Source organism: Pseudocitrobacter sp. CD920760, assembly GCF_057782505.1.
This window is the reverse complement of record NZ_CM173490.1, coordinates 4,474,843-4,497,730: the sequence shown is the minus strand read 5'-3', so window position 1 is coordinate 4,497,730 and position 22,888 is coordinate 4,474,843. Positions and strand designations below refer to the sequence as shown.

21 protein-coding genes are annotated in these 22,888 nt (G+C 51.8%); 9 read left to right on the top strand and 12 right to left on the bottom strand.

What is annotated here, in order from left to right:
* Positions 1-5: 5 nt before the first annotated feature.
* The 5 genes from AC1MKH_RS21055 to zupT form a co-directional block, all read right to left on the bottom strand.
* Positions 6-1,073, bottom strand: coding sequence for a fimbrial protein (locus AC1MKH_RS21055; RefSeq protein WP_276223222.1), 1,068 nt, complete (start codon positions 1,071-1,073; stop codon positions 6-8).
* Positions 1,070-1,804, bottom strand: coding sequence for a fimbrial biogenesis chaperone (locus AC1MKH_RS21050; RefSeq protein ID WP_276223221.1), 735 nt, complete (start codon positions 1,802-1,804; stop codon positions 1,070-1,072). The genes AC1MKH_RS21055 and AC1MKH_RS21050 overlap by 4 nt, the downstream gene beginning before the upstream one ends.
* A 13-nt stretch (positions 1,805-1,817) precedes the next feature.
* Positions 1,818-4,274, bottom strand: a complete 2,457-nt coding sequence (locus AC1MKH_RS21045; RefSeq protein WP_442961915.1) for a fimbria/pilus outer membrane usher protein — start codon at positions 4,272-4,274, stop codon at positions 1,818-1,820.
* Between the two features lie 56 nt (positions 4,275-4,330).
* Positions 4,331-4,891, bottom strand: coding sequence for a fimbrial protein (locus tag AC1MKH_RS21040; RefSeq protein WP_276223219.1), 561 nt, complete (start codon positions 4,889-4,891; stop codon positions 4,331-4,333).
* A 332-nt stretch (positions 4,892-5,223) separates the two neighbouring features.
* Positions 5,224-5,997 (bottom strand): zinc transporter ZupT, encoded by a 774-nt coding sequence (zupT, locus tag AC1MKH_RS21035; protein WP_276223218.1) that lies wholly within the window; start codon positions 5,995-5,997, stop codon positions 5,224-5,226.
* Positions 5,998-6,188: 191 nt separating this feature from the next.
* On the opposite strand from zupT, the gene ygiD reads away from it, so the two are divergent.
* The gene (gene ygiD, locus AC1MKH_RS21030) at positions 6,189-6,977 is read left to right on the top strand and encodes a 4,5-DOPA-extradiol-dioxygenase (protein WP_276223217.1); all 789 of its coding nucleotides are present in this window, start codon (positions 6,189-6,191) and stop codon (positions 6,975-6,977) included.
* Positions 6,978-7,084: 107 nt separating this feature from the next.
* On the opposite strand, the gene dsbI is transcribed toward ygiD, so the two are convergent.
* From dsbI to tolC, 6 genes are all read right to left on the bottom strand, one after another.
* Positions 7,085-7,759, bottom strand: coding sequence for a protein-disulfide oxidoreductase DsbI (gene dsbI, locus AC1MKH_RS21025; protein WP_276223216.1), 675 nt, complete (start codon positions 7,757-7,759; stop codon positions 7,085-7,087).
* A 15-nt stretch (positions 7,760-7,774) separates the two neighbouring features.
* A complete protein-coding gene (locus AC1MKH_RS21020; RefSeq protein ID WP_276223215.1) occupies positions 7,775-8,443 on the bottom strand; it encodes a thiol:disulfide interchange protein DsbA/DsbL in 669 nt (222 codons plus the stop codon).
* A gap of 12 nt (positions 8,444-8,455) precedes the next feature.
* Positions 8,456-10,252 (bottom strand): aryl-sulfate sulfotransferase, encoded by a 1,797-nt coding sequence (locus AC1MKH_RS21015; protein WP_276223214.1) that lies wholly within the window; start codon positions 10,250-10,252, stop codon positions 8,456-8,458.
* Between the two features lie 536 nt (positions 10,253-10,788).
* Entirely contained in the window at positions 10,789-11,949 is a 1,161-nt protein-coding gene (locus AC1MKH_RS21010) for a glutathionylspermidine synthase family protein (protein ID WP_276223213.1), read from the bottom strand.
* A gap of 5 nt (positions 11,950-11,954) precedes the next feature.
* Positions 11,955-12,626 (bottom strand): DUF1190 family protein, encoded by a 672-nt coding sequence (locus AC1MKH_RS21005; protein ID WP_276223212.1) that lies wholly within the window; start codon positions 12,624-12,626, stop codon positions 11,955-11,957.
* A gap of 170 nt (positions 12,627-12,796) precedes the next feature.
* Positions 12,797-14,215 (bottom strand): outer membrane channel protein TolC, encoded by a 1,419-nt coding sequence (gene tolC / locus AC1MKH_RS21000; RefSeq protein WP_276223211.1) that lies wholly within the window; start codon positions 14,213-14,215, stop codon positions 12,797-12,799.
* 200 nt (positions 14,216-14,415) lie between these two features.
* Here tolC and nudF point away from each other — a divergent pair, with 200 nt between their 5' ends.
* From nudF to AC1MKH_RS20960, 8 genes are all read left to right on the top strand, one after another.
* The gene (gene nudF / locus AC1MKH_RS20995; RefSeq protein ID WP_015962971.1) at positions 14,416-15,048 is read left to right on the top strand and encodes an ADP-ribose diphosphatase; all 633 of its coding nucleotides are present in this window, start codon (positions 14,416-14,418) and stop codon (positions 15,046-15,048) included.
* Positions 15,045-15,464, top strand: a complete 420-nt coding sequence (locus tag AC1MKH_RS20990) for a DUF1249 family protein (RefSeq protein WP_015962972.1) — start codon at positions 15,045-15,047, stop codon at positions 15,462-15,464. The genes nudF and AC1MKH_RS20990 overlap by 4 nt, the downstream gene beginning before the upstream one ends.
* A 25-nt stretch (positions 15,465-15,489) precedes the next feature.
* Positions 15,490-16,317: a 3',5'-cyclic-AMP phosphodiesterase gene (cpdA, locus tag AC1MKH_RS20985; RefSeq protein ID WP_276223210.1), complete on the top strand. Its 828-nt coding sequence runs from the start codon at positions 15,490-15,492 to the stop codon at positions 16,315-16,317.
* A complete protein-coding gene (gene yqiA, locus AC1MKH_RS20980; RefSeq protein WP_015962974.1) occupies positions 16,317-16,892 on the top strand; it encodes an esterase YqiA in 576 nt (191 codons plus the stop codon). Before cpdA ends, yqiA begins: the two co-directional genes overlap by 1 nt.
* 27 nt (positions 16,893-16,919) lie before the next feature.
* Positions 16,920-18,815 carry a DNA topoisomerase IV subunit B gene (gene parE, locus AC1MKH_RS20975; protein WP_276223209.1) on the top strand — a complete coding sequence of 632 codons (1,896 nt, stop codon included), beginning with the start codon at positions 16,920-16,922 and terminating at the stop codon, positions 18,813-18,815.
* 254 nt (positions 18,816-19,069) lie between these two features.
* Positions 19,070-20,047, top strand: coding sequence for a TRAP transporter substrate-binding protein (locus AC1MKH_RS20970; RefSeq protein WP_276223208.1), 978 nt, complete (start codon positions 19,070-19,072; stop codon positions 20,045-20,047).
* Between the two features lie 54 nt (positions 20,048-20,101).
* Positions 20,102-20,650 carry a TRAP transporter small permease gene (locus AC1MKH_RS20965; RefSeq protein WP_276223207.1) on the top strand — a complete coding sequence of 183 codons (549 nt, stop codon included), beginning with the start codon at positions 20,102-20,104 and terminating at the stop codon, positions 20,648-20,650.
* 12 nt (positions 20,651-20,662) lie between these two features.
* Positions 20,663-21,952, top strand: coding sequence for a TRAP transporter large permease (locus tag AC1MKH_RS20960; RefSeq protein ID WP_276223206.1), 1,290 nt, complete (start codon positions 20,663-20,665; stop codon positions 21,950-21,952).
* 40 nt (positions 21,953-21,992) lie between these two features.
* Here the strand turns inward: AC1MKH_RS20960 and AC1MKH_RS20955 are convergent, their stop codons facing one another.
* A complete protein-coding gene (locus tag AC1MKH_RS20955) occupies positions 21,993-22,844 on the bottom strand; it encodes an AraC family transcriptional regulator (RefSeq protein WP_276223205.1) in 852 nt (283 codons plus the stop codon).
* Between the last annotated feature and the right edge of the window lie 44 nt (positions 22,845-22,888).

Sequence of the window (22,888 nt, the reverse complement as noted above, 5' to 3'; positions counted from 1 at the left end):
TGTGGCTAGTTGTAGTTAATCTTAAACAACACTACCGTTTCAAACGGCCCCGTCTTTACCGTTTCGCCTGCCACCTGACTCAATTCCGCCTGGTATGTTTTTTCCCTCATCAGCAAAGAAGAGTCAAAATCGGCATATTCTTTATACTCGTTGTAGGTGAAGAAAGAGTTATCTTCCATATCGCGAATTTTTATTTGCAGACCATTACTTAACCTCATTGATGTATCGTTTTCTGCCAGGGTTTCTGTGGTGTAGAACGACGATGAGACCTTAAACGTGTCTGTACATTCTGAATCAGCGATGTTTTTCGTGGTTTTGACCGAGAAGGTGCGGGTTAACGTTTTATGGTTAATTTCCATGTTGTTGAACGTACCGAAATCGATAGTCTGATTTTCCGGGTAGATATTGAAGTTGACGCTACAGTCCAGCACGCGGATTTGGTCCAGACCCGTCACGTGATACTTCAGGTTTTGCGCTTCCGGGTTCTGGTTTACTCCGCCGACGCCGTCAAACTGCACCAAAATGTAATCGCTGATACTGCTTTTGTAGTCGTGAGGCGGCATGGAAATGACCTTCACATACAACCTCATACGTGCAATAAAGGTGCGCGAGTAGTGAATATTGTTCACGTCACCCGAGCAGAGGTCGTGCTCCCATCCAGACGCTTTAATTTGCTCCGGGGTGTATATCTCAAGCTGTTTATTGTCCAGGCATTGATGGGTATCAATGCCAATACTGCCCTGAGAAGCATCGTAATCCACACCTTCATAGGTAACGCCGAGCTGGTAATAAGGGTCATTCACTGATGTATAGGGGTTTATCCAGGCGTAGATATCTTCATTGCCAAAGTTAGGCGCAGTACCGGCGTCGCAATAAACGGGGATCTTAATATCGTTACTTTCCCAGATTTTGTCGCCAGGTTTGGCATTGCTCGGCACTGCAAAAGGTTCAATATTGCTAAAGCCTTCGACAGGCCCGCCTGCGGTACCGAGATAGCAATTCACCGCTAAAGCGGCCCGCAGTGGGAGCAGCGACAACAAGGCCAGAGCGAGTAAAAATAGCACGCGCCTCATCGTTTCTTCTCCTCCGGCGCTTTCACTACGCATTGCCCGTTGCAGCGCACGTTAAGCATGCGCATTGCGCCGTAATCATCCATATAGCCCAGTACAAATGCGTTTCCGTTATAGCTTCCCGCATTGAGTGTCAGCGAAGCGAAGGGCGCAATCATCGTGCTTTTATAGCCCGGGAAAACAGCCAGCACGTCTTTGCCGAAGAAGACCAGGGTGATGTAGTAGGGGGTCGGATTTTTGACCACTAGCGAGCTTCCCTGTTGTGACGCAGTGAGCTGTTGTTCAACTTTCGCATCAGGTGTTTTTTTAAGCCCTGCGGGCCGCCAGAAAAGTTTCAGTTTTGACTGTAAAGCCAACTGTAAAATGGCATGGTTGTTGCCATTCTCCGGCGTCGGAGGGATTTCGCGGACGTTGAAGTAAAAGAGTGATTCGCGATCGGTAGGCAGCGTACTGGCTTTGGTCTGTTTTACGATGCGTATCTGGCTTATCGCTTCAGGCTCCAGACGTTGGATCGGTGGCAGCGCAGCCAGAATGCTATCATCTTTTTGCCCCTGTTCGGTTTCAATCCATGAGTAAGCCAGATAAGGCAGCGATGTACTCTGATTCTCCAGCTTCAGGCTACTGGCCTTATCATCCGCGTTAAAAATGATGCGGGTTCTGTCTGGTAGAATAGCCGCACGGCCCACCATTGGTAACAGCAGCAATAAAACGGGGAGTACTTTAGAAAGTGTCATTTCTCATCCTTAATTAATGACAAGGTAAAATAAGCTGTTGTTCAACAGCATCCACATTTGCGGGCAGTTCAATCGCACAGCGCTGGTCTTTACCCCACTGCACGTTTAACGTCTGGCCACCTTTCACACCACTGAGCCAGGCGTGCCCTTCTTCACTGACCATCCCGACATCGACATTTTTATCTGCCAGGTGCACGACAGCGCCTAGCGGCGGTACGCCGCCGTCAGCGGTATGGATGATAACGCGCAGATCTTTCCCGGCGCGAGAGACCATCTGTTTATAGCCGATTGCGCCTTCCGTCCAGGCCTGCCGCATAATGTTTTCATCAACGGTGACGCCATCCGGCAGGTTATTCATATTCACGGCAATCGTTGCAGGCGAATAGCTGGAGATCATTGGGACGACCGCGTTACCAAGCCAGTTAGTCTGATTGAGATCCCCCTGAACGGGGACACCTGAAACGCCGTCAGTATCGATCATGATTCTGGGTTCATTGCCAAAACTACGACGATGTAATGCAACACCGTACCGCGTCGCCGTCAGGGAACCGGTCCAACTGGCGCTCGCCGTACTGTAGTCGCTGGCGGCATAGCTGCCGGAAAGTTGTAAATCACCCATCGTCGTGATGTGCTGGAGATTGCCACGGAACTGCGCGCCGTTATCTGGCTTATCCGATTCCACGCCTGCCGAGACGCCCCAGGTATTGCGCTCGCTGGAGGAGTCATTCCAGGTCATCATGTGACTGGTGGAATTGCTGTTGTGCATGTCGTAATTCAGGCGGCGACCGTAGTCGAAGGGGATGGAGAGCGACATATAGAACTGTTTGTCATTGCCGCTCTCTTCGTAGCGGGTGGTGCTCCATGAGGTGGAGAGCGTGAGGCCTTTCCACTTTCCTATATCAAAGTTAAACCCGGCAGTTATGCTGGCGGTGGTTGAGTTGTCGCCATCCCACCACTGCTGACGCAGGCCGCTCAGATAAAGGTTTACGTTAATCGGCGTGATGGGCTGATTAAAGGACATGCTGATGGTCTGCTTTTCATCCCGTGTGTCGGCATCGTTGTACTGGTGGTCGATAAAGTTGGCGTAGCTGTGGAACTCACGTTCGGAAAAACGGTATGCAGCCAGCGAAAGCTGGCTGTCGGTGGCATCAAAACGCTTGCTGTAGTTTAAACGGTAGCTCAACCCTTGTTCGGTGTGTCCATCGTCAAAAGTACTGCTGGCGTGCGTGACATCAAAAGAAATCGCCCCTAACCACAGCATGTTTTGCCCGACGCCGATGGCCTCCGAGCGGTAATTGCTACCTGCTGCCAGCACGCCGCCGTATAGCGACGTATTAGACAGCATACCCCAGGAGGCCTCACTGCTGATAAAGGTATCGTCAATCACATGGTGTGAGATATCCGGACGAGCGCGCCCGGTAGCAACTTTATAACGCACCTGGCCTTCTCGCGTCAGGAAGGGCGTTGAGGCAGCGGAAACCTGAAAGCTGTTCACCCGGCCATCTTCTTCCATCACTTTTACATCCAGTGTGCCCTGCACTGACTGGTTGAGGTCGCTGATGATAAACGGCCCTGGCGCGACTTTGGTTTGATAGATAACGCGGCCCGCATAACTGACTGTGACCGTGGCGTTGGTTTGCGCAATGCCGCTGATTTGTGGTGCATAGCCGCGAAGCTCCCACGGTAGCATACGATCGTCGCTGGCAATGGCAGCGCCATCATAGGAAAAGGCGTCAAAGATGTTAGAACTGAAATCAGTTTCGCCGAGGGTTAATTTGGCGCCCAGTGAAGGTAACGGGCGAAACAAATAGGTTCGGGCGATGCTGCGTGTGGTTTGCGAGCTGCTGGAATTTTGAGTCTGGCTGATTTGATAGTCGCTGCGTAAACGCCATGCGCCAAGATTCGCCCCTGCGGTGCCATAGCTATTATAGTTTTCACTGTGCTCACCGTGATTTGGGCGATAGGTGCTGGCGAATAAATTGTAGTCCAGCATCAGACCCGCAACGCCTTCGTCCCATGTAGAGGGCGGCATCCAGGTATCGGATTTCCACGCCAGCATAGCCTGTGGAATAGCAATATCCAGTTGCTGATTGGCCATATCCAGTTTAAAAGTGATTTCTGGCTGCGCGCTGAAGTCGACACAATTCGCTTTAACAGTCAGCGCCTGGCGAATGTCTTCTTTTAGTCCGAGCTGATCGGCGAGTTCAGCGGGGATGCACACCGCTATCTTTTCGTCCTGTTTTCTCCAGCTCAATTGCCTGCCTGAAGAAATAAGGTTTTTATTGACCGTGACGGAAACGAAGTAATCGCCTGGTGCAATGGCGGCTTTCTCTTTGAACTGGGAAACGTCGACACTATCGCGCATGGATTTATCCAGCACGTTTAAATTAAATTCAACGGCCTGAGCGGAAAGGGCCAGTAATAACCCACAGCCTGTGGCGAGCAGCTTGCAGTTATCCATGGCGTCCATACCGGGGGTTGTGCAAAGAAGAAAAGAACGGGTGGCCGTCATGGCCACCGGGATTCTTAGTTATATATCAGCGTATAGTTTGCAGTTGCGGTGACGTCGCCAGCGGTGACATTATCGGAGCCGATTTTTTCCATCCACGCCTGGAACGGCAGGATTTGCGTACTGGAATCTACGTTCAATATGAGTTCTTTTGCTGTACCCAATGTTATATTGTTACCGTCGCCGTCCCTCAGACGCACACCAACATTGGTGGCGCCGCCTGCAAAGGTATTACTGAGCAGTTGAGTGCCATTGACGACGCTTGTACTGGTGAAAGTGACGTTGACTTTCGATATCGTCCCGCCGGCACCATCGTCGGCGTTTTTAAGAGCGCAGTTTTCTAGCGTAATGCTGGAATCGGCGGGTTCAGAGTGGATGTTGGTATTAATATAAGTATCGGTTACATCGCCAAGATCAACCTTTTTATCGACATCCTCTTTTTTGATGGAGCATGGCGCGCTGATGACCAGACCGGTAAAGGTAATTTTACCACTGCCGCCATCAACCTCCGCCAGCGCATAACCGGAAGTGAGCGCGGTCATCATTAGCGCCAGTAATGCTTTTTTTCCTGAATTCATACAATATATCCTTTGTGAAGAGGGCTAATATTTTTAATGGGAGGGGGCTAAGGCTGGAGTATATCGTAAGAAATAGTAAGCTGGTTTTAGTTAAATTAAATGCGTGCAGAAGGTAATCTTAAATAATTTTGTTTGTTAATGCTTTTGGGGGATTGTATTTACCGTTTGATTATATTCGGGGCGGCGTTAGTTGTTTTCGTAATTATTAAATCAATAAAATTTAAATGTTTCAATAAAATAACCAGGAATTAAGATTACATTTAGTTAGCATATGTAACGTAGAAAACAAACGATATGCGCCATACGACTCATTTACCGCATGGCGCAGAATGTTAGCCCAAGCCAATCGCTTGTAGCAGTACCAGACTTAGTCCCATCACCGACATCCCGCAAAGAACACCGTAGCTTGGGTTGTTATTAGGGTCGATTTCTTTTGCCAACGGCATTAATTCATCAACCGACAGCGCCACCATAATGCCAGCCACTGCCGCCATAATCGCCGCCATGACCACCGGAGATACCAGACTGCCGAGGATAAGCCATGCCAGAACGCCGCCAAGAATTTCCGCCATCCCTGAAATGCCTGCCCAGAATACCGCCTTGCGCTTGGAGCCTGTTGCTGCATATATCGGCCCGGAAACGGCAAGACCCTCGGGAATATTGTGCAGGGCGACGGCAAAGGCAATACCGACGCCGAGTTCAAGATTATTGCTGGCCGTTACAAAAGTGGCTATCCCCTCCGGGAAATTATGCAGGCTGATCCCCAGCGTTAATAATATCGCCGTGCGGCGAAGGTTGGACGGCAGGGGTTTCACGTCCGCAGGGGGCAAATCCTGTGGATGCGCATGCGGTAACAGACGGTCAAGGGCAAAATAGCCAAGCAGCCCGACGACGAACATGCCATAGCCCAGTAGCGGGGACATGCCTTCTGTTTTCAGCGCGGCTGGTAGCATTTCCATCAATGAAATCAGCAGCATTATTCCTGCGGCAAAGCCGAGAGAAAACGCCAGCACGCGGTTAGATGGTTTTTGCCCGATAACGCCAAGGATGGCGCCAATAAACGTGGCCGCACCCGCTAATAAGGTCAGAATTAAGGGTACCGACATCGTTTACTCCTTATGATAATGATTATCATTTATACTAAAAGTTGTCGTCCATTACGAGAGACTTATTGCGTCTTTACTCCAGCTTACATTCAAATTTTCTGAAGATCATCATCACGCTTATCTGAGTTTCACCCTGTCTAAAACAGGTTAATGTAGTGTTATTACATCGTACTCTTTATGAGGATAACACCATGTCTCGTACCCGAATGCCAGCGTTGTTTTTAGGTCACGGTAGCCCGATGAACGTGCTGGAAGACAACATCTATACCCGTACCTGGCAGCGTCTGGGCGAGACGTTGCCTCGTCCAAAAGCAATTGTGGTGATTTCCGCCCACTGGTTCACCCGGGGAACCGGCGTGACGGCCATGGAAACGCCGAAAACGATTCATGATTTTGGCGGCTTCCCGCAGGCGCTGTATGACATTCACTACCCGGCACCAGGGTCTCCGGCATTGGCGCAGAAATTAGTTGAACTGCTGTCACCGGTGCCTGTGACGCTGGACAATGAAGCCTGGGGTTTTGACCACGGCTCATGGGGCGTGTTGATCAAGATGTACCCTAACGCGGATATTCCGATGGTGCAGTTAAGCATCGATAGCACCAAACCGGCGGCGTGGCATATGGAGATGGGGCGTAAGCTCGCCAGCCTGCGCGATGAGGGGATTATGCTGGTGGCCAGCGGCAACGTGGTGCATAACCTGCGGACCGCGAAATGGCACGGAGATGGCACGCCGTACCCGTGGGCAACGTCGTTTAACGACTACGTGAAAGCCAACCTGAACTGGAAAGGGTCGCTGGAGCAGCATCCGCTGGTGAACTATCTGGAGCACGAAGGGGGAGCATTGTCGAACCCGACGGCGGATCACTTCCTGCCTCTGCTGTATGTGCTGGGCGCCTGGGATGGCGAAGAGCCTATCACGATTCCGGTGGACGGGCTGGAGATGGGAAGCTTAAGCATGTTGTCTGTTCAAATCGGGTAGTTTTTTGCCGGGTGGCCCTGCGCTTACCCGGCCTACGAATAGCCCGCTCTGTTAATGTGTTACGGACTGTCGGTAGGCCTGATAAGCGCAGCGCCATCAGGCTTTTTTCATCCTCTGATAAGCTTTATGCCCCAGGCTGCGCTCATAATCAGCAGCAGCACCAGGCAAGTTCCGAAAGCCAGCATGCACGCCTGCGCCATATTCATAAAATGCCATGGCGGCAGGAGATACCAGCCTTCTGAGCTTTGGTACAAATTAACAAACCAGTGTTGGGTGCTACTAAGTGTGACGCCATCAGGCACGATGGGCGCATCATAGCCGCAGTCGCCGGTCGGTTTAAACCATTCCGGCGCCCACTGCGCCAGCGGCAGATTAAAGGGAAAAGTAGGATCTGTTGAACAGCCCTGCACGCCAAACAGCGCGTCGGGGTCCGGGTTATGCACCGCATAATGGATACCGTTCAGCTTGATCGAAAACTTGATCCCCATGATGCTGCCGTAGAACGCCATCACGCAGCCAATCAGCTTCAGGATAATGTTTTTTGGGTTTATCGCCGCAATTACGCCGCCAAACACCATCACAAACATCGCGTAGCGAATATAAACACACTGTTCGCACGGTGCCATGTAGAGATAGATCTGGAAGAATGAGTGCGCCAGCACGATAAGCGCGCCCATTGCGATAGCCATAAACAGCCACAGAAAGCGCCGTTCCTGCCACCTCACCAGCGTATCGACCGGCGTTTTGCGCAGGTCTCTCAATAATCCCTTAATGAAAGCCATAAGCATTTCCCTGTGTTATTTGCTCGCCAGTTCGTGAATCAGGTCTGCCATAGCGTCGATGGATTTAATATTCTTGGTGTAGATCAGATATTTACCATTAACTACATAGGCCGGAACGCCCTGGATTTTGGCCACATCGTAGGCTGCTTTCCATTTTTCCAGCGTTTCCTGAACCGCAGGTTCCTTCAGCGCGGTTTCAAAATCAGCCTGGCTCATACCCGCGGCATCAAGGCCGGTTTTGATAAAGGCAGCGGGATCTTTACCGTCAGACCAGCGCTCTTTTTTGTCGTGATACGCTGCGTAGTAAGCGAATTTTGCTTTTTTAAACTGTGAGTTAGCATCAAAAAGAGAAATGCCTGCGGCTTTATCTTTGGCAATTAACACAGCAAACACTTCGCTGGCCTGCTTGCCATATTCACCTTTGGTTTCCAGATGGAATGGCGTGAAGGCCACTACATCTTTCACTTTTTCAGACACCGGGCCGGTCACCGCTTTGTCGTACTTGTAGCAGAATGGGCAGGCATAGCTGAAGACTTTAATCAGCGTTTTATCGGCATTGGGAATCGGTTTCTCCAGCACCATGTAGTCCGTGCCTTCGGTGAAAGCCGATGCTGCAAAAGACGTCGTCAGCGCGGCGGTGAGTACCACGCCGGTGAATAATGATTTTATCCATTTCGTAGACATAGCCATTCCTTCTTATTTAAACATTTGCTGTGGATGAACCAGCATTGCACGGTAGTGGGTCTGATTCGGTTTATCCGACAGAACGTCGATTTCGACTTTCACTTCTTTGGTTTTGTAGTCAATTTCATTGAGCTTACCAATGGTCGGTTGACCAACGTCGAATAGATGAATTGAACCGCTGAAGCCAAACATCGTGTTGCGGTCTTTTTCATATTCGATGATGGACGTAATCGGGCTGTAGAAGTCGTAGCCGCGATCTTTACCGTATTCCCAAACCTGCTGGACGGTGCCTTTTTTCTCGTCGATTTTATATTCCACGAAACGGGAATATTTCATCGTTGGCAGGGCTGGTTGTTCCAGATGACGACCATCGCCGTTATCAAAGACGGTGAGTGTGCCTTTGCTGGAGAGCCACGCGGTATGCTGGGTATAGGTGAAGTCGAAATCACTGTTCTGGCAGTTGCCGTTTTCATCACAGCTAATCGGTTTCCCTTTATCATCAACCGGTTTGAGCAGTTTGCCCGCCAGCTGTTTATTCCAGCCTTTGGACGGTGCAAGGATCCATTTCACCTGCTTATCACGGCCAATTTTGAACACGCCCTGGTGGCGTGAAGAAATAATAATGGAGTCGTCTTTGGCATCATAAGCAATTGAGTTAACGTGCGCCCAGTTGCGTCCTGGCCCTACGCCCAGCGCATCACCAAACGGTGTATCTGGCTCAAGTTTCGCCTGCTGGCCCGCGTGTGCCAGGTCGACGTTTACACAGACGGCACCGGCATCCAGCGCCCCAAGCAGCGAATCACGCATCGGGTCGAGAATTTTGTTGAGGTCCCAGACGTCAACCACACGACCTGATTTATCGACTTCCAGAATATGGTCGCGGATAGTGTTGACGTGCACGCCGTCATCGCGGCGATAGCTGTGTTTGCCGACGCGCAACAGCACGGTGCCTTTCGACGTTTCGATAGATTCGTGGGTGGCATCGACAAACCCGCGCGGCAGTTTGTGATCTTCCAGTACCTGGCCCATCATGTCGAATTCATACCAGTGCTGGCCCTGCACTGCCGTGTAGGTTCCACGTGGCGTTTCGCGAATACCCATCAGGTAGCCGCGTTTATTGATGTTGCGGTCATGCCCATCGTAGAAGGTTTCCTGGTCCAGCCACCAGCGATATTCCCCTTCGGTATCCACCACAAAGGTGAAGGGCGCGATGTCAAAGGCCAGCGCACCGGTTGCCGGGCCTGCGTCGAGAATACCGGCGTCTTTTGCTTTCTCGCCGTGCCAGTGCAGGTCAGAGCCCTGCGCGGTGAAGGTGTGCGTATTCACCATATAGAGGCGATCTTCAAAGCCTTTCGCGACTTTAACGACTTTCGGTTGTTGCAGGTCAGAGATAGAGCGGTTGTCCATATAGTGGTTGACGATAGCGGAGGTCTGCACCACATAATCGTCCTTCATGGGTTTGCCGTTCTCTTTCCATTCCACGGTGACGTTGTTGGCAAACTTCTGATACAACCCAAAAATAGGGATACCGTCGTAGTTCTTCAGCGATTCATCGCCCACGCTGTAACTGATTGGCACACCTTTCTCGCCTTTACCGTGTACGGTGACTTTTACATCGGAGATCGTGTGGCTATCGAGTTCAACCAGCGCAGTTAATGGTGCGTGACCGTAGGGATCAACGACGACAGCTCCCAGATGACCCGCCGGTGGGGCTGGTTGAAAACCTGCGGCCAGCACGCCTGCGCTTGATACGCTAAAGGTAAGTGCCACCGCGCCCGCGAGGAACGTTTTTCGATATTGATTAAACATAACGATATTTCCTTATATATTCCCGTGGATTATTTATGAGATAACAAACATCGTTTTTTCTGAATGAGTATGAAATCTATCTTTTCTTTTTAAATATGTTTTTTATAAATATATGAATCAGCTTTATTTATTCGGATAGTAGGTGTGTGATATATCAACCACAACCGCTATTGTTATAGAGTGTGATCCTGATTACATTGTTTTAAATAGCATAATGTAACTCTTTCAAAGTTGAATTTAGTTTATTTGTTTCGATGATAAGTTGCGGGATATTCTTAATGAATAAACAAATGAATATATATTGATGTGAAGTGAGAGTGTTGAATGTAAAATAATTTTAACTTTTAAGGATGAAAGAATGTATATAGCGTGGTACTGGATGGCTTTGATTGCTGTACTGGCGGGATATGCTATTTACCATGTCAGGCGTGAGCGCCGCGCCTGTCGGCAGGAAAGAGATGCGTTGCTGGAGATGATTCGTCGTTGGCGCGAAGAGAAAATACCGCCCTGCGAAGGGGCGGTATCTGGAACAAAGCTTACTCCACAAAAATATGCGGATAGAAGCGAGAGAGATCCTGCGTGATCAGCGCGCGGTCTTCGCGAATGCCAATTCCGGCCGGTTGATCGTTGATAAGCCAGCTGCCAATCAGCGTATAACTGTCACCAAATTTTGGCAGCGGATGGAACTGCTGCACGATCATGCCTTCTTCACCGTAAGGCCCCTCAACCTGTTCCAGCGTTTTGCCGTTCTCAATGATCGAAATATTGGCGCCTTCGCGGGAGAAGATCGGTTTCACCACATATTTGTCCATCTGCGGATGATCGTCTTCGGCAAAATAAGCGGGCAGCAAATTCGGGTGATCCGGGAACATTTCCCACAGCAGTGGCAGCAGTGCTTTGTTGGAAATAATGCTCTTCCATGCCGGTTCCAGCCAGCGCACGCCAGCGTCTTCCAGCTTGGTTGAGAACATCTCGCGCAGCATATATTCCCACGGATAGAGCTTAAAGAGATTACCGATAACCTGATCCTGAAGATCGGTAAACTGACCTTTTTCACCCAGGCCAATATCTTCGATGTACAGGAATTCGGTTGCCACTTCCGCTTCTGCCGCGCAATCCTGCAGATATTGCACGGTTCCACGATCTTCCACGGTATCGCGACAGCAGGTCAGGTGCAGCAGCTGAAAACCATGCTGCTCACGCAGCTCGGTGAAGCGCTCGATGATCTTTTCTTGCAGGCTGTTGAACTGATCGCTCCCTTGCGGCAGGTTACCGGCATTGAGCTGATCTTCCAGCCAGATCCACTGGAAAAACGCCGCTTCGTACAGTGAGGTTGGGGTATCGGCGTTGTTCTCGAGCAGCTTCGGCTCGCCCACGCCATTCCACGCCAGATCCATGCGTGAATAGAGCGAAGGCTGATGCGTCTGCCACGACTGGCGCACGAAGCCCCAGGTGTGTTTCGGAATGCGGAATTTGGTCATCAGCTCATCGCTGGCGACTACGCGCTCCACCACTTTTAAACACATCTGGTGCAGTTCTGCGGTGACGTCTTCCAGTTTTTCAACCTGGGCCAGGGTCAACTTGTAATACGCTTCTTCGCTCCAGTACGGCTCGCCGTACATGGTGTGGAAGTTAAAGCCATATTCAGTAGCTTTTTCACGCCAGTCCGGGCGCTCTGTAATACTGATTCTTTCCATCTGACTTAGCCGCCCATTGAGCGAGAAGAAGTGCCGGAGGCGCTGCTACGCTGCATTGTCGACTGTTTCGCAACAGACTCGCCAAAGCCGCCACGGGTGACCGTGTTGGTGGTTGCCGGTTTTGGCGCCATCGCGGTTTTCGGTACGGTCATGGAGCGACCTGGTTGCGCGGCGCCGTAGTTTTTGCCGCTGGCATCGGTGTATTTACCGTACGCCGGGCTGGATGGATTTTTGGATGTGAACACTGGCTGCTGCTGGAAACCCGCGCCGCCGCCCATCATACGACCCATCATGTAACCGGCCATCAACGGCATCCAGAAGCTGCCGCTGCTTTGTGCCTGAGCCTGGTTTTCTGGCGCAACACCTGCCTGAGCTGGCGTTTGCTGACACTGACCTTCACCAAATTCCGCTACGCAATCTTCACGCGTGGCATATTTCGGCGCAGTACGTTCCGCTTCTTTCTGTGCGTTATTAAAGGCGGTAGTACATTCCGCACCTTTCCCCGGGTTGGCTGCCGAGCAGTCGTCCGCGTTTTGATAGAGGGTGACCGTTTCGTCACTTTGCTCACAGCCCGCCAGCATAAAGACGGCAGTGACAGCGAAAGCAACCGGTGTTAAATGGCGTGCACTCCAGCTTTTGCGAAAAGCGGCGTGCTTAATATTATTTGTCCGTTTCATCGTTATCTTCCTGGACCCAGTGGTAGAGCATTAGCGCTCAGGATAGTGGATGACTGGTTGAAAATGAAGCGAGAAGGGGAAGAAACAGGGGGATCTTTACGTTGCCTTACGTTCTGCGCAATGTAAAACGCCACGCGTGTTCGGCGTGGCGTTTTTATACGGCGTTGAGCTTAACGATTCGCGGTAGTGGTCGCGCCGTTATAGCCGTCTGCTGAAGCATCCTGCTTTGGATTTTCCGGGGCAACAGACTCAGGCGTCGTTGAAACCGGTTTACCCAGCGTGCTGTTCAGCGCCTGCAGATCCTGTTCGTTCAGAGTACCGAGCGCAGATTTGATATTCAGCTGGTTAATCAGGTAGTTATAACGCGCGCTGGAGAGTTGCTGCTTGGCGTTATACAGCGTGGTGGTCGCATCCAACACGTCAACGATGGTACGGGTACCGACTGAGTAACCGGCTTCCATCGCGTCTAATGAACTCTGTGCAGAGACAACGGCTTGTTTATAGGCGTTGATGCTGCTGATAGAGGCATTGACGTTATTGAAGGAAGAACGCACGGTCTGTACCACGGTACGGTGCGCGCTTTCCAACTGCTCGCTTGCGCCAACAAAGTTGTACTGCGCCTGTTTAACCTGAGAGGTCACCGAACCGCCGCTGTAGATTGGCAGGTTGAAACTCAGGCCGATAGAGTTCTGGCCGATATCGCGGTCAGCATAGGTGCTGCCACCGGTTTTGCTGCCGTCATATTTGGTGTTGGACACGCTGGTAGACGCGTTCAGGTCCAGAGTCGGCAGGTGACCGTCCTGTGCCTGGCGAATCTGCTCGCGAGCCAGGTCCTGGCTCAGGCGTGCCTGCAACAGCGCCAGGTTGCGGCTTTCCGCTTCCTTCAGCAGCGCATTGACCGCTTTCGGCTTGTCGGTAGAGAAGCTGTCAACGTTCAGCGAAGAGAGTTCCGGGTAGTAGTTACCGGTGACCTGACGCAGCGCTTCAACGGCGTTGTCGAGATTGTTACGCGCGGTCACTTCATTCGCCAGCACGGTATCGTACTGTGAACGGGCGTTCTGAACGTCGGTAATAGCAACCAGACCGACGTTAAAGCGCTGAGTGGTTTGATCCAACTGACGGTAGATAGCCTGTTTCTGCGCTTCAGTATAGGAAAGCGCATCAATCGCGCTCAGCACGTTAAAGTAGGCCGTCGCCGTGTTCAGAATAAGCTGCTGCTGGTCAGTCTGATAAGTGACGTCCTGAATACCGGCGCTTTTTTCTTGCAGCGTCAGGGCACGCCATTTCGACATATCAAACAACGTTTGCGTTAACTGTAACGACGCACTGCTGACGTTAGAGTTGACGCCGTTGTTGTCACGATAGCCGTTGTTATAGGTATAATCAGCACCCAGGCCAAGCTGTGGTAACAGTGGGCTACGCGCTTCGTTAATCTTTTCAAAGGCAGCATCGCGATCTGCTGCGGATTTACGCAGGTCAGGGTTGCTTAAACGCGCCTGCTGATACACTTGCAGCAGGTTCTCTGCCTGGCTCATTGCGCTGAAACCCGTAAGGCTCAGGCCAATAAGGATGGGGAGCAATTTCTTCATTTGCATTCCTTGTTGTGAAGCTTAGCGCTGATCTAATTCAGAAAAATATTCGCCGATTGTATCAGAGTCTGCCAGTTTAAAAAGTTGGCGTAATGTGCCATGCGGCGTTAATTTGCATCAATCTAGCATACAGTCAGCTAAACGGTAGCCAAACTGACCCGAAATCCACAATTTCAGCACAAATGCAATTGGAACCAATCATGACTAAGACGAATGACTCAGTGGTTACGTTCTCGAAAAACGATGTAGAAATTATTGCACGGGAAACGCTGTACAGCGGTTTTTTTTCGCTTGATTTGTATCGTTTTCGTCATCGTTTATTCAACGGAGAAATGAGTGGCGAGGTAAAACGCGAAATTTTTGAGCGCGGTCACGCCGCAGTCTTGCTACCCTTTGACCCTGTGCGGGATGAAGTTGTGCTGATTGAACAGATCCGCATCGCCGCATTCGACACCAGCGAAAGCCCGTGGTTGCTGGAGATGGTGGCCGGTATGATCGAAGAAGGCGAAACCATCGAGGATGTGGCGCGCCGGGAAGCAGTAGAAGAGGCGGGCTTAATCGTCGGGCGCACGAAAAAAATGCTGAGTTACCTGGCAAGCCCAGGCGGAACCAGTGAGCGCCTTTCTATATTAGCGGGCGAAGTGGACGCAACGACGGCTAAAGGTATTCATGGCCTGGCAGAAGAAAACGAAGACATTCGGGTTCATGTGGTAAGTCGGGAACAAGCTTATCAGTGGGTAGAAGAGGGAAAAATCGACAACGCGGCGACGGTCATCGCTTTGCAATGGCTGCAGTTGCATTATCAAGACTTACGACAAGAGTGGTTAAAATGAAGCGCTATACACCTGACTTCCCTGAAATGATGCGGCTTTGCGAAACCAATTTCGCCCAGCTACGCCGATTACTGCCGCGCACCGATACGCCCGGCGACGCAGTGAACTATCAGGTGGCGAATGCGCAATATCGGTTAACGATTGTCGAATCAACGCGTTACACAACGCTGGTTGAGATAGAGCAGACACACCCGAAAGTTAGCTACTGGAGCCTGCCGTCAATGACGGTACGCCTGTATCATGATGCCATGGTGGCTGAAGTGTGTTCGAGTCAGCAGATTTTTCGCTTCAAAGCACGTTATGATTATCCTAATAAAAAGTTGCATCAACGCGACGAAAAGCATCAAATTAACCAGTTTCTGGCTGACTGGTTACGTTACTGTTTAGCATATGGAGCGATGGCGATTCCGGTTTAAGCATCGTGAAACCTAAGGACACCATTTGGAAAGCCTGTTAAACCTTCCTCTGGCTGGTGGGGCCAGTGTCAGGTTACTGCAAATTACTGATACTCACCTGTTCGCTAAAAAGAGTGAAACGCTGTTGGGCGTGAATACCTGGGACAGTTATCACGCCGTGCTCGAAGCGATTAACGCTTCGCAGCGTGAAGTCGATCTGGTTGTCGCAACCGGCGACTTAGCGCAGGATCACACCTCCGCGGCCTATCAGCACTTCGCTGAAGGCATCGCGCGATTTTCTGCGCCCTGCGTTTGGCTACCTGGCAACCATGACTTCCAACCCGCCATGTACAGTACGCTCCAGGACGCCGGAATCTCCCCGGCCAAGCGCGTGATGGTGGGCGAGCACTGGCAAATCCTGCTGCTCGACAGCCAGGTCTTTGGCGTGCCGCATGGCGAACTGAGCGAATTTCAACTGGAGTGGCTGGAAAAGCGGCTGGCAGAAGAGCCGGAACGTCACACGCTGCTGCTGTTGCACCATCATCCATTGCCTGCAGGATGCAGCTGGCTCGATCAGCACAGCTTGCGCAACGCCGCGTCGCTGGATAACGTGCTGGTGAATTTCCCGAAGGTGAAGAACCTGCTATGCGGCCATATCCATCAGGAACTTGACCTCGACTGGAACGGCCGCCGGATGATGGCGACACCGTCCACCTGCGTGCAGTTTAAGCCGCATTGCGCCAACTTTACGCTGGATACCGTTTCTCCGGGCTGGCGCTGGCTGGAGCTGCATGCTGATGGCTCGCTAACCACCGAAGTTTGCCGCCTTGCCGGGTCGGAGTTTCACCCGGATACCGCGTCAGAAGGATACTGATGGCTACGCTTCTCTATCTGCACGGGTTTAACAGCTCTCCCTGGTCTGCCAAAGCGACGGCGCTGAAAACGTGGCTGGCGGAGCATTATCCGGATATCACCATGGTGATTCCGCAACTTCCGTCCTATCCCGCTGAAGCCGCAGAAATGCTGGAAGCGCTGGTGTTAAAGCATGGGGGCGAACCGCTGGGTGTAGTCGGCTCCTCGCTGGGCGGCTATTACGCCACCTGGTTGTCGCAGTGCTTCATGCTGCCCGCCGTGGTGGTGAACCCGGCGATACGCCCGTATGAGCTGCTAACGAACTTCCTCGGTCCGAACGAGAATCCCTACACCGGTGAGCATTATGTGCTAGAGTCTCGCCATATTTACGATCTCAAAGTGATGCGAATTGACCCGCTGGAAGCACCGGATCTCATCTGGTTGTTGCAGCAAACGGGCGATGAAGTGCTTGATTACCGCCAGGCCGTTGACTATTTCGCCTCCTGCCGCCAAACGGTAGAGGAGGGCGGTAATCACGCATTTGTGGGCTTTGAAGATCACTTCACACAGATTATCGACTTTCTGGGGCTGCATTAAGCCGCTCCCATTACCTACGAACAGATCATGACACAATCTTCTTATAACGCTGATGCCATTGAGGTACTCACCGGGCTTGAGCCGGTTCGCCGCCGTCCGGGAATGTACACGGATACTACACGCCCTAACCATCTTGGTCAGGAAGTGATCGATAACAGCGTCGATGAAGCGCTGGCGGGCCACGCAAAACGTGTCGAAGTCATTCTTCATGCTGACCAGTCGCTGGAAGTTATCGATGACGGGCGCGGCATGCCGGTCGACATTCACCCGGAAGAGGGTGTACCGGCGGTCGAGCTGATTCTGTGCCGTCTGCATGCGGGCGGTAAATTTTCCAACAAAAACTACCAGTTCTCCGGCGGCCTGCACGGCGTAGGGATTTCGGTGGTTAACGCCTTGTCCCGACGCGTGGAAGTGAACGTGCGTCGCGATGGTCAGGTCTACAGCATCGCCTTTGAAAATGGCGATAAAGTGGAAGATCTGCACGTTACCGGCACCTGCGGTAAACGCAATACCGGTACCAGCGTCCACTTCTGGCCGGACGAAAGCTTCTTCGACAGCCCGCGCTTCTCCGTTTCGCGTTTGAATCACGTGTTGAAAGCGAAAGCGGTACTTTGCCCTGGCGTGGAAATCGTCTTTAAAGACAAAGTGAATAACACCGAGCAGAGCTGGCGTTATGAAGACGGCCTGACGGATTACCTGAAAGAAGCGGTGAACGGCCTGCCGACGCTGCCGGAACAGCCGTTTGTCGGGACGTTCTCTGGTGAAACGGAAGCGGTTGACTGGGCGCTGCTGTGGCTGCCGGAAGGCGGCGAGCTGCTGACTGAAAGCTACGTTAACCTGATCCCGACCATGCAAGGCGGTACGCACGTTAACGGTCTGCGTCAGGGCCTGCTCGACGCGATGCGCGAATTCTGTGAATACCGCAATATTCTGCCGCGCGGCGTGAAGCTGACGGCGGATGATATCTGGGAACGCTGCGCGTACGTGCTGTCGGTGAAAATGCAGGATCCGCAGTTTGCCGGTCAGACCAAAGAACGCCTCTCTTCTCGTCAGTGCGCGGCATTTGTTTCCGGCGTGGTGAAAGATGCGTTTTCCCTGTGGCTGAACCAGAACGTGCAGGCCGCAGAAATGCTGGCCGAAATGGCGATTTCCAGCGCTCAGCGCCGCATGCGCGCGGCGAAAAAAGTGGTGCGTAAAAAACTGACCAGTGGCCCGGCGCTGCCTGGCAAGCTGGCGGACTGCACCGCGCAGGATCTCAACCGTACCGAACTTTTCCTTGTGGAAGGTGACTCCGCAGGCGGCTCCGCCAAGCAGGCGCGCGATCGTGAATATCAGGCGATCATGCCGTTGAAAGGGAAGATCCTTAACACCTGGGAAGTCTCCTCCGATGAAGTGCTGGCCTCGCAGGAAGTGCACGACATTTCCGTGGCGATCGGCATCGATCCGGACAGCGACGATCTCAGCCAGCTGCGCTACGGCAAGATCTGTATCCTTGCGGATGCGGACTCCGATGGTCTGCACATCGCCACATTGCTGTGCGCGCTGTTTGTGAAGCACTTCCGCGCGGTGGTGAAACAGGGGCACGTCTACGTGGCGCTGCCGCCGCTCTACCGTATCGATCTCGGCAAAGAAGTTTATTACGCCCTGACCGAAGAAGAGAAAGCGGGCGTGCTGGAACAGCTGAAGCGCAAAAAAGGGAAACCGAACGTGCAGCGCTTTAAAGGGCTGGGTGAAATGAACCCGATGCAGCTGCGTGAAACCACGCTGGATCCGAATACGCGCCGTCTGGTACAGCTGATTATTGATGATGAAGATGAACAGCAAACCAACGCCATGATGGATATGCTGCTGGCCAAGAAGCGTTCGGAAGACCGCCGCAACTGGCTGCAGGAAAAAGGCGATATGGCGGATATTGAGGCCTGATGGGTTATTTATTTTTAAAAGGAGAGCGCTCGCTCTCCTTTTTTATTTGTCTTAAAGATATATTCAATTATTAGTATTTACAACACTAATAACAATACGTGCTTTTTATTTTTGTGAAAAGCTATTTTCTTTTTTATTGCGTCCTGTCACGGATTGGCTTTTCGCGTTTTTGCATAGTACGTGCGAACGTTATTTATGAATAAATAATCTTTGTGAATATATTTATTAATTAAATACAACGCATGGAGCACACAATGGGAAATAAGAAACTCACCACCGGGTTATTAGCGTTATCCCTGCTGGTTACCTCTTCGATGGCTTTGGCAAAAACCGTCTTTATCGCCTCGGATGTCCATCCTGCGGATTACCCCACCACGGCGGCGGTGATTCATATGGGCGAAAAACTGAGTGCGCAAACGGACGGGCGTTTAGCGATAAAAATGTTCCCCAATGGGCAGATGGGGGATGAAGGCGCCACCATTGAAAAAGCGCGCGCAGGGGCGATTGATATTCTGCGTGTATCAATGGCACCCGTGGGCGGTATTTTGCCGGAAGTGAGCGTCTTTAATATGCCGTTTGTTTTCCGCGACCTCGATCATCTCCATCATGTGCTGGATGGTCAGGTAGGCGAACAACTGGGGCAGAAAGTCACCGACAGCAACCTGGGCCTGGTGTTCCTCGGCTGGATGGACGCGGGCTCACGTAGTCTGATTACCAAAAAACCGGTGAATAATCTCGACGATCTGAAAGGCGTGAAAATCCGCCTGCAAAACAACCCGATCGGCCTGGATTCCTTTAAAGCGATGGGTGCAAACCCGGTCGTCATTCCGGTAGGCGACGTTTTTGCCAGCCTGCAAACCGGTGTTATCGACGCAGCGGAAAACAATGAACCGACGTTTGATACTGAAAACTATGTGGTGGCCGGCACTAAATACTTTGATATGACTGAGCACTTTATGATTCCAGAAGTGTTCGTCTTCTCAAAGAAAAAATGGGCCAAACTCTCTGCTGAAGATCAGGCGCTGATTTTAAAACTGGCGAAAGAAGCGCAGGCGGAAGAACGCGTTCTGTGGGCGCAGTATGTTGAAAAATCAACGCAAAAATTACAAGGCCAGGGCGTGGAGTTTATTAAGGTGAATAAAAAACCCTTTATCGACGCGACTGCGCCAGTCCGTGAAAAATATGGCAAACAGTTTAGTGCGTTGATGCAGCAAATCCAGGAAACAAAATAAGAATCCGATGTGCCGGGCTGGCTTATTCTGGCCCGGTCGTTGTAGGAGCATAAAATGAAAAATGCCTATATTCTGGCCATGGATTATGTCTACCGGGTCTGTATCTGGCTGTCCGGTTTTAGCTTGTTATTTATGACGTTTATTTATTTGATCGGTATTTACGCCCGATTTCGCCCGGACCTTCCCGCGTGGCTGGACTTTATGCCCCACGCGTCAACCAGCTGGCCCGAACCGCTGTCGCAAATTTGCATGATCACCTTCTCCTTCGTTGGCGCAGCGGCGGCCTATCGGGCGGGTGGACATATTGCCATCACCATGCTGGTCGATCGTATTCCTGCGGCGGCGCAAAAAGGGATCGCGCTGCTCGTGGATCTCGCCATGCTGGCAACCTGCATTTTTATTATCAAATGGGGTATTGTCGGCTGCCAGGACGCCTGGGACGATGTGATTCCCTCACTGCCTTTCCTGACCTCCGGAATCACCCATCTTCCCGTTCCTTTAGGGGCATTCTTTACGCTGCTGTTTGTCGTTGAAAAATTACTGTTTGGCCCGCAAACGCACCGGGAACTGGTGCAATTTGGCTCGCCGAAAGTGGGTCACTAAGGAATTCATAATATGGACATGACGCTGCTTGTTTTTGTGGTGACGTTTGTTGTGCTGATGGCGGTTGGCATGCCGGTGGCCTATGCGGTTGGCCTGACCGCCGTGGTGGTCACGGTGATGGCGGATTTCTCGCTGGATGGTCTCATCATCACCATTTTCCATAGTACTGATAACGTCAACCTGCTGACGATTCCGTTCTTCGTATTTGCAGGGGCGATAATGGCGGAAGGCGGTATGGCGCGACGGCTGGTGGATTTTGCCGGGCTGTTTGTCGGCTGGATCCGTGGTGGCCTGGCGCTGGTGAACATTCTGGCCTCCACGTTGTTTGGCGCGATTTCCGGTTCATCCGTTGCCGATACCGCTTCGATTGGTTCGGTATTAATTCCTGAAATGGAACGCAAAGGGTATCCGCGATCTTTTGGCGCAGTACTCACCGCCAGTGCCTCGGTGCAGGCGATTCTGGTTCCACCGAGCCACAACTCGGTGCTATTTGCGATTGTCGCCAATACCGCAGCGGTGACCATTCCCGGTATGTTTCTGGCGGGAATTGTTCCCACTTTCGTTCTGTGTGGCACATTGATTGTGCTGTGTTTGATCTCCGCCCGACGCAATAATTATCCGAAAGAGGCGAAGATAGAGCTGCGGCGCAAACTGAAAATTGCGCTGGATGCCATCTGGGGTCTGATTACCATCGTGATCATCTCAGGCGGCATCCTTTCCGGCTTCTTCACGCCGACGGAATCGGGGGCCATCGCCTGTATCTGGGCGATGTTCGTCACCTTCTTTATCTATCGCGAATATAAATTCCGCGACTTTCCGAAGCTGATTCACCGCACCATTAAAACCGTCACCATGGTGATGGTGCTGATAGCCTTTGCGGCAGCCTTCGGTTCGGTGATGATGCTGGTGGATTTACCGAGCCAGATCTCCTCCGCGCTGCTGTCTCTGTCGGATAACAAATACATCATCCTGATGATTATCAACGTGATGTTGCTGCTGCTGGGCTTCCTGATGGATATGGCGCCGCTGATCCTTATCCTCACGCCGATTCTGCTGCCGGTGGTGATGCAGTTGGGGATAAACCCGATGCACTTCGGCATCATCATGATGACCAACCTGGGAATTGGCCTGATTACGCCGCCGGTGGGCTCCGTGCTGTTTGTCGCGAGCGCGGTGAGCGGGCTGAAGATAGAGCAGGTAGTGAAAGCGATGCTGCCGTTCTATTTCGCGCTGTTTGTGGTGCTGATTCTGGTGACCTACATCCCGGCGCTGTCGCTGTGGCTGCCGTCGCTGTTCCTGTAAAAGCCTGACGTCATGGAGGCCGGCTGCGCCTCCATGACGGTTAACCCGCGCGATGATTTTTCCGATACTGTAACGGCGTTTCGCCAATCCCTTTCTTAAACGAGCTGATAAACCATGTGGTATCGGCAAATCCGACCTGGCTTGCCACCTCCGCCACGCTCATCGCGCTATGCAGCAATAACTCGCAGGCTCGCCGCAGCCGTATCGTATTCAAATAGTTGTGAATATATTCCCCGGTCTCGACGTGAAACCGCCGCGAGAGATAGCTGCGCGATTTACCGAGATCCTGCGCCAGCTTATCGAGGCTGAATTTTTGCCGATAGTTTTCTTCTATCCAGAACATCACCGGGCTGGCGATACCGTGGTTATCCTCTGGCATTTTTTCCTGCGCGGGTGGCAGCATGTGAAGCAACGCCATCAGCAGGCTGGCAATATGCTCCGCGCTGAGCCCGGAAGCGGCAAGACGGGCGTAAAGCGTAAACAGATAATCGATATGAGGATGTGCGTCGGCAAGGTCGGCAACAAAGGCCGGGGCTGCGCGTTGAGACAGCATTTGCAGACGGCTTCTCGCGTCGGGAAAGTCGCGCAGCAGGCGAATAATCGCATGCTGATCGAGATGAATAATCGTGCGGCGGTAGGTGTCATGCGCTTGTTCATCCACCATCACTTTATGCAGCGTAAACGGCGGGAAGAAAAACAGCCGCCCCGGGCGCATGGTGTACTGGCGATTATCGACAATCACCACGCCAAATCCTTCTTCGACGTACAGCACTTCCAGACACTGATGCCAGTGGTGGTAGCGCACGCTGTTAGCGTACAGGCGGCTGAATGACGCTACCTTATCCTTCAGCGTGATCAGCTCCAGACGTTCCGCATTTAATGATGTACTCATAGCAACAGAATTAAATTTTTACGTTATTAATTCCCCCACTAAAC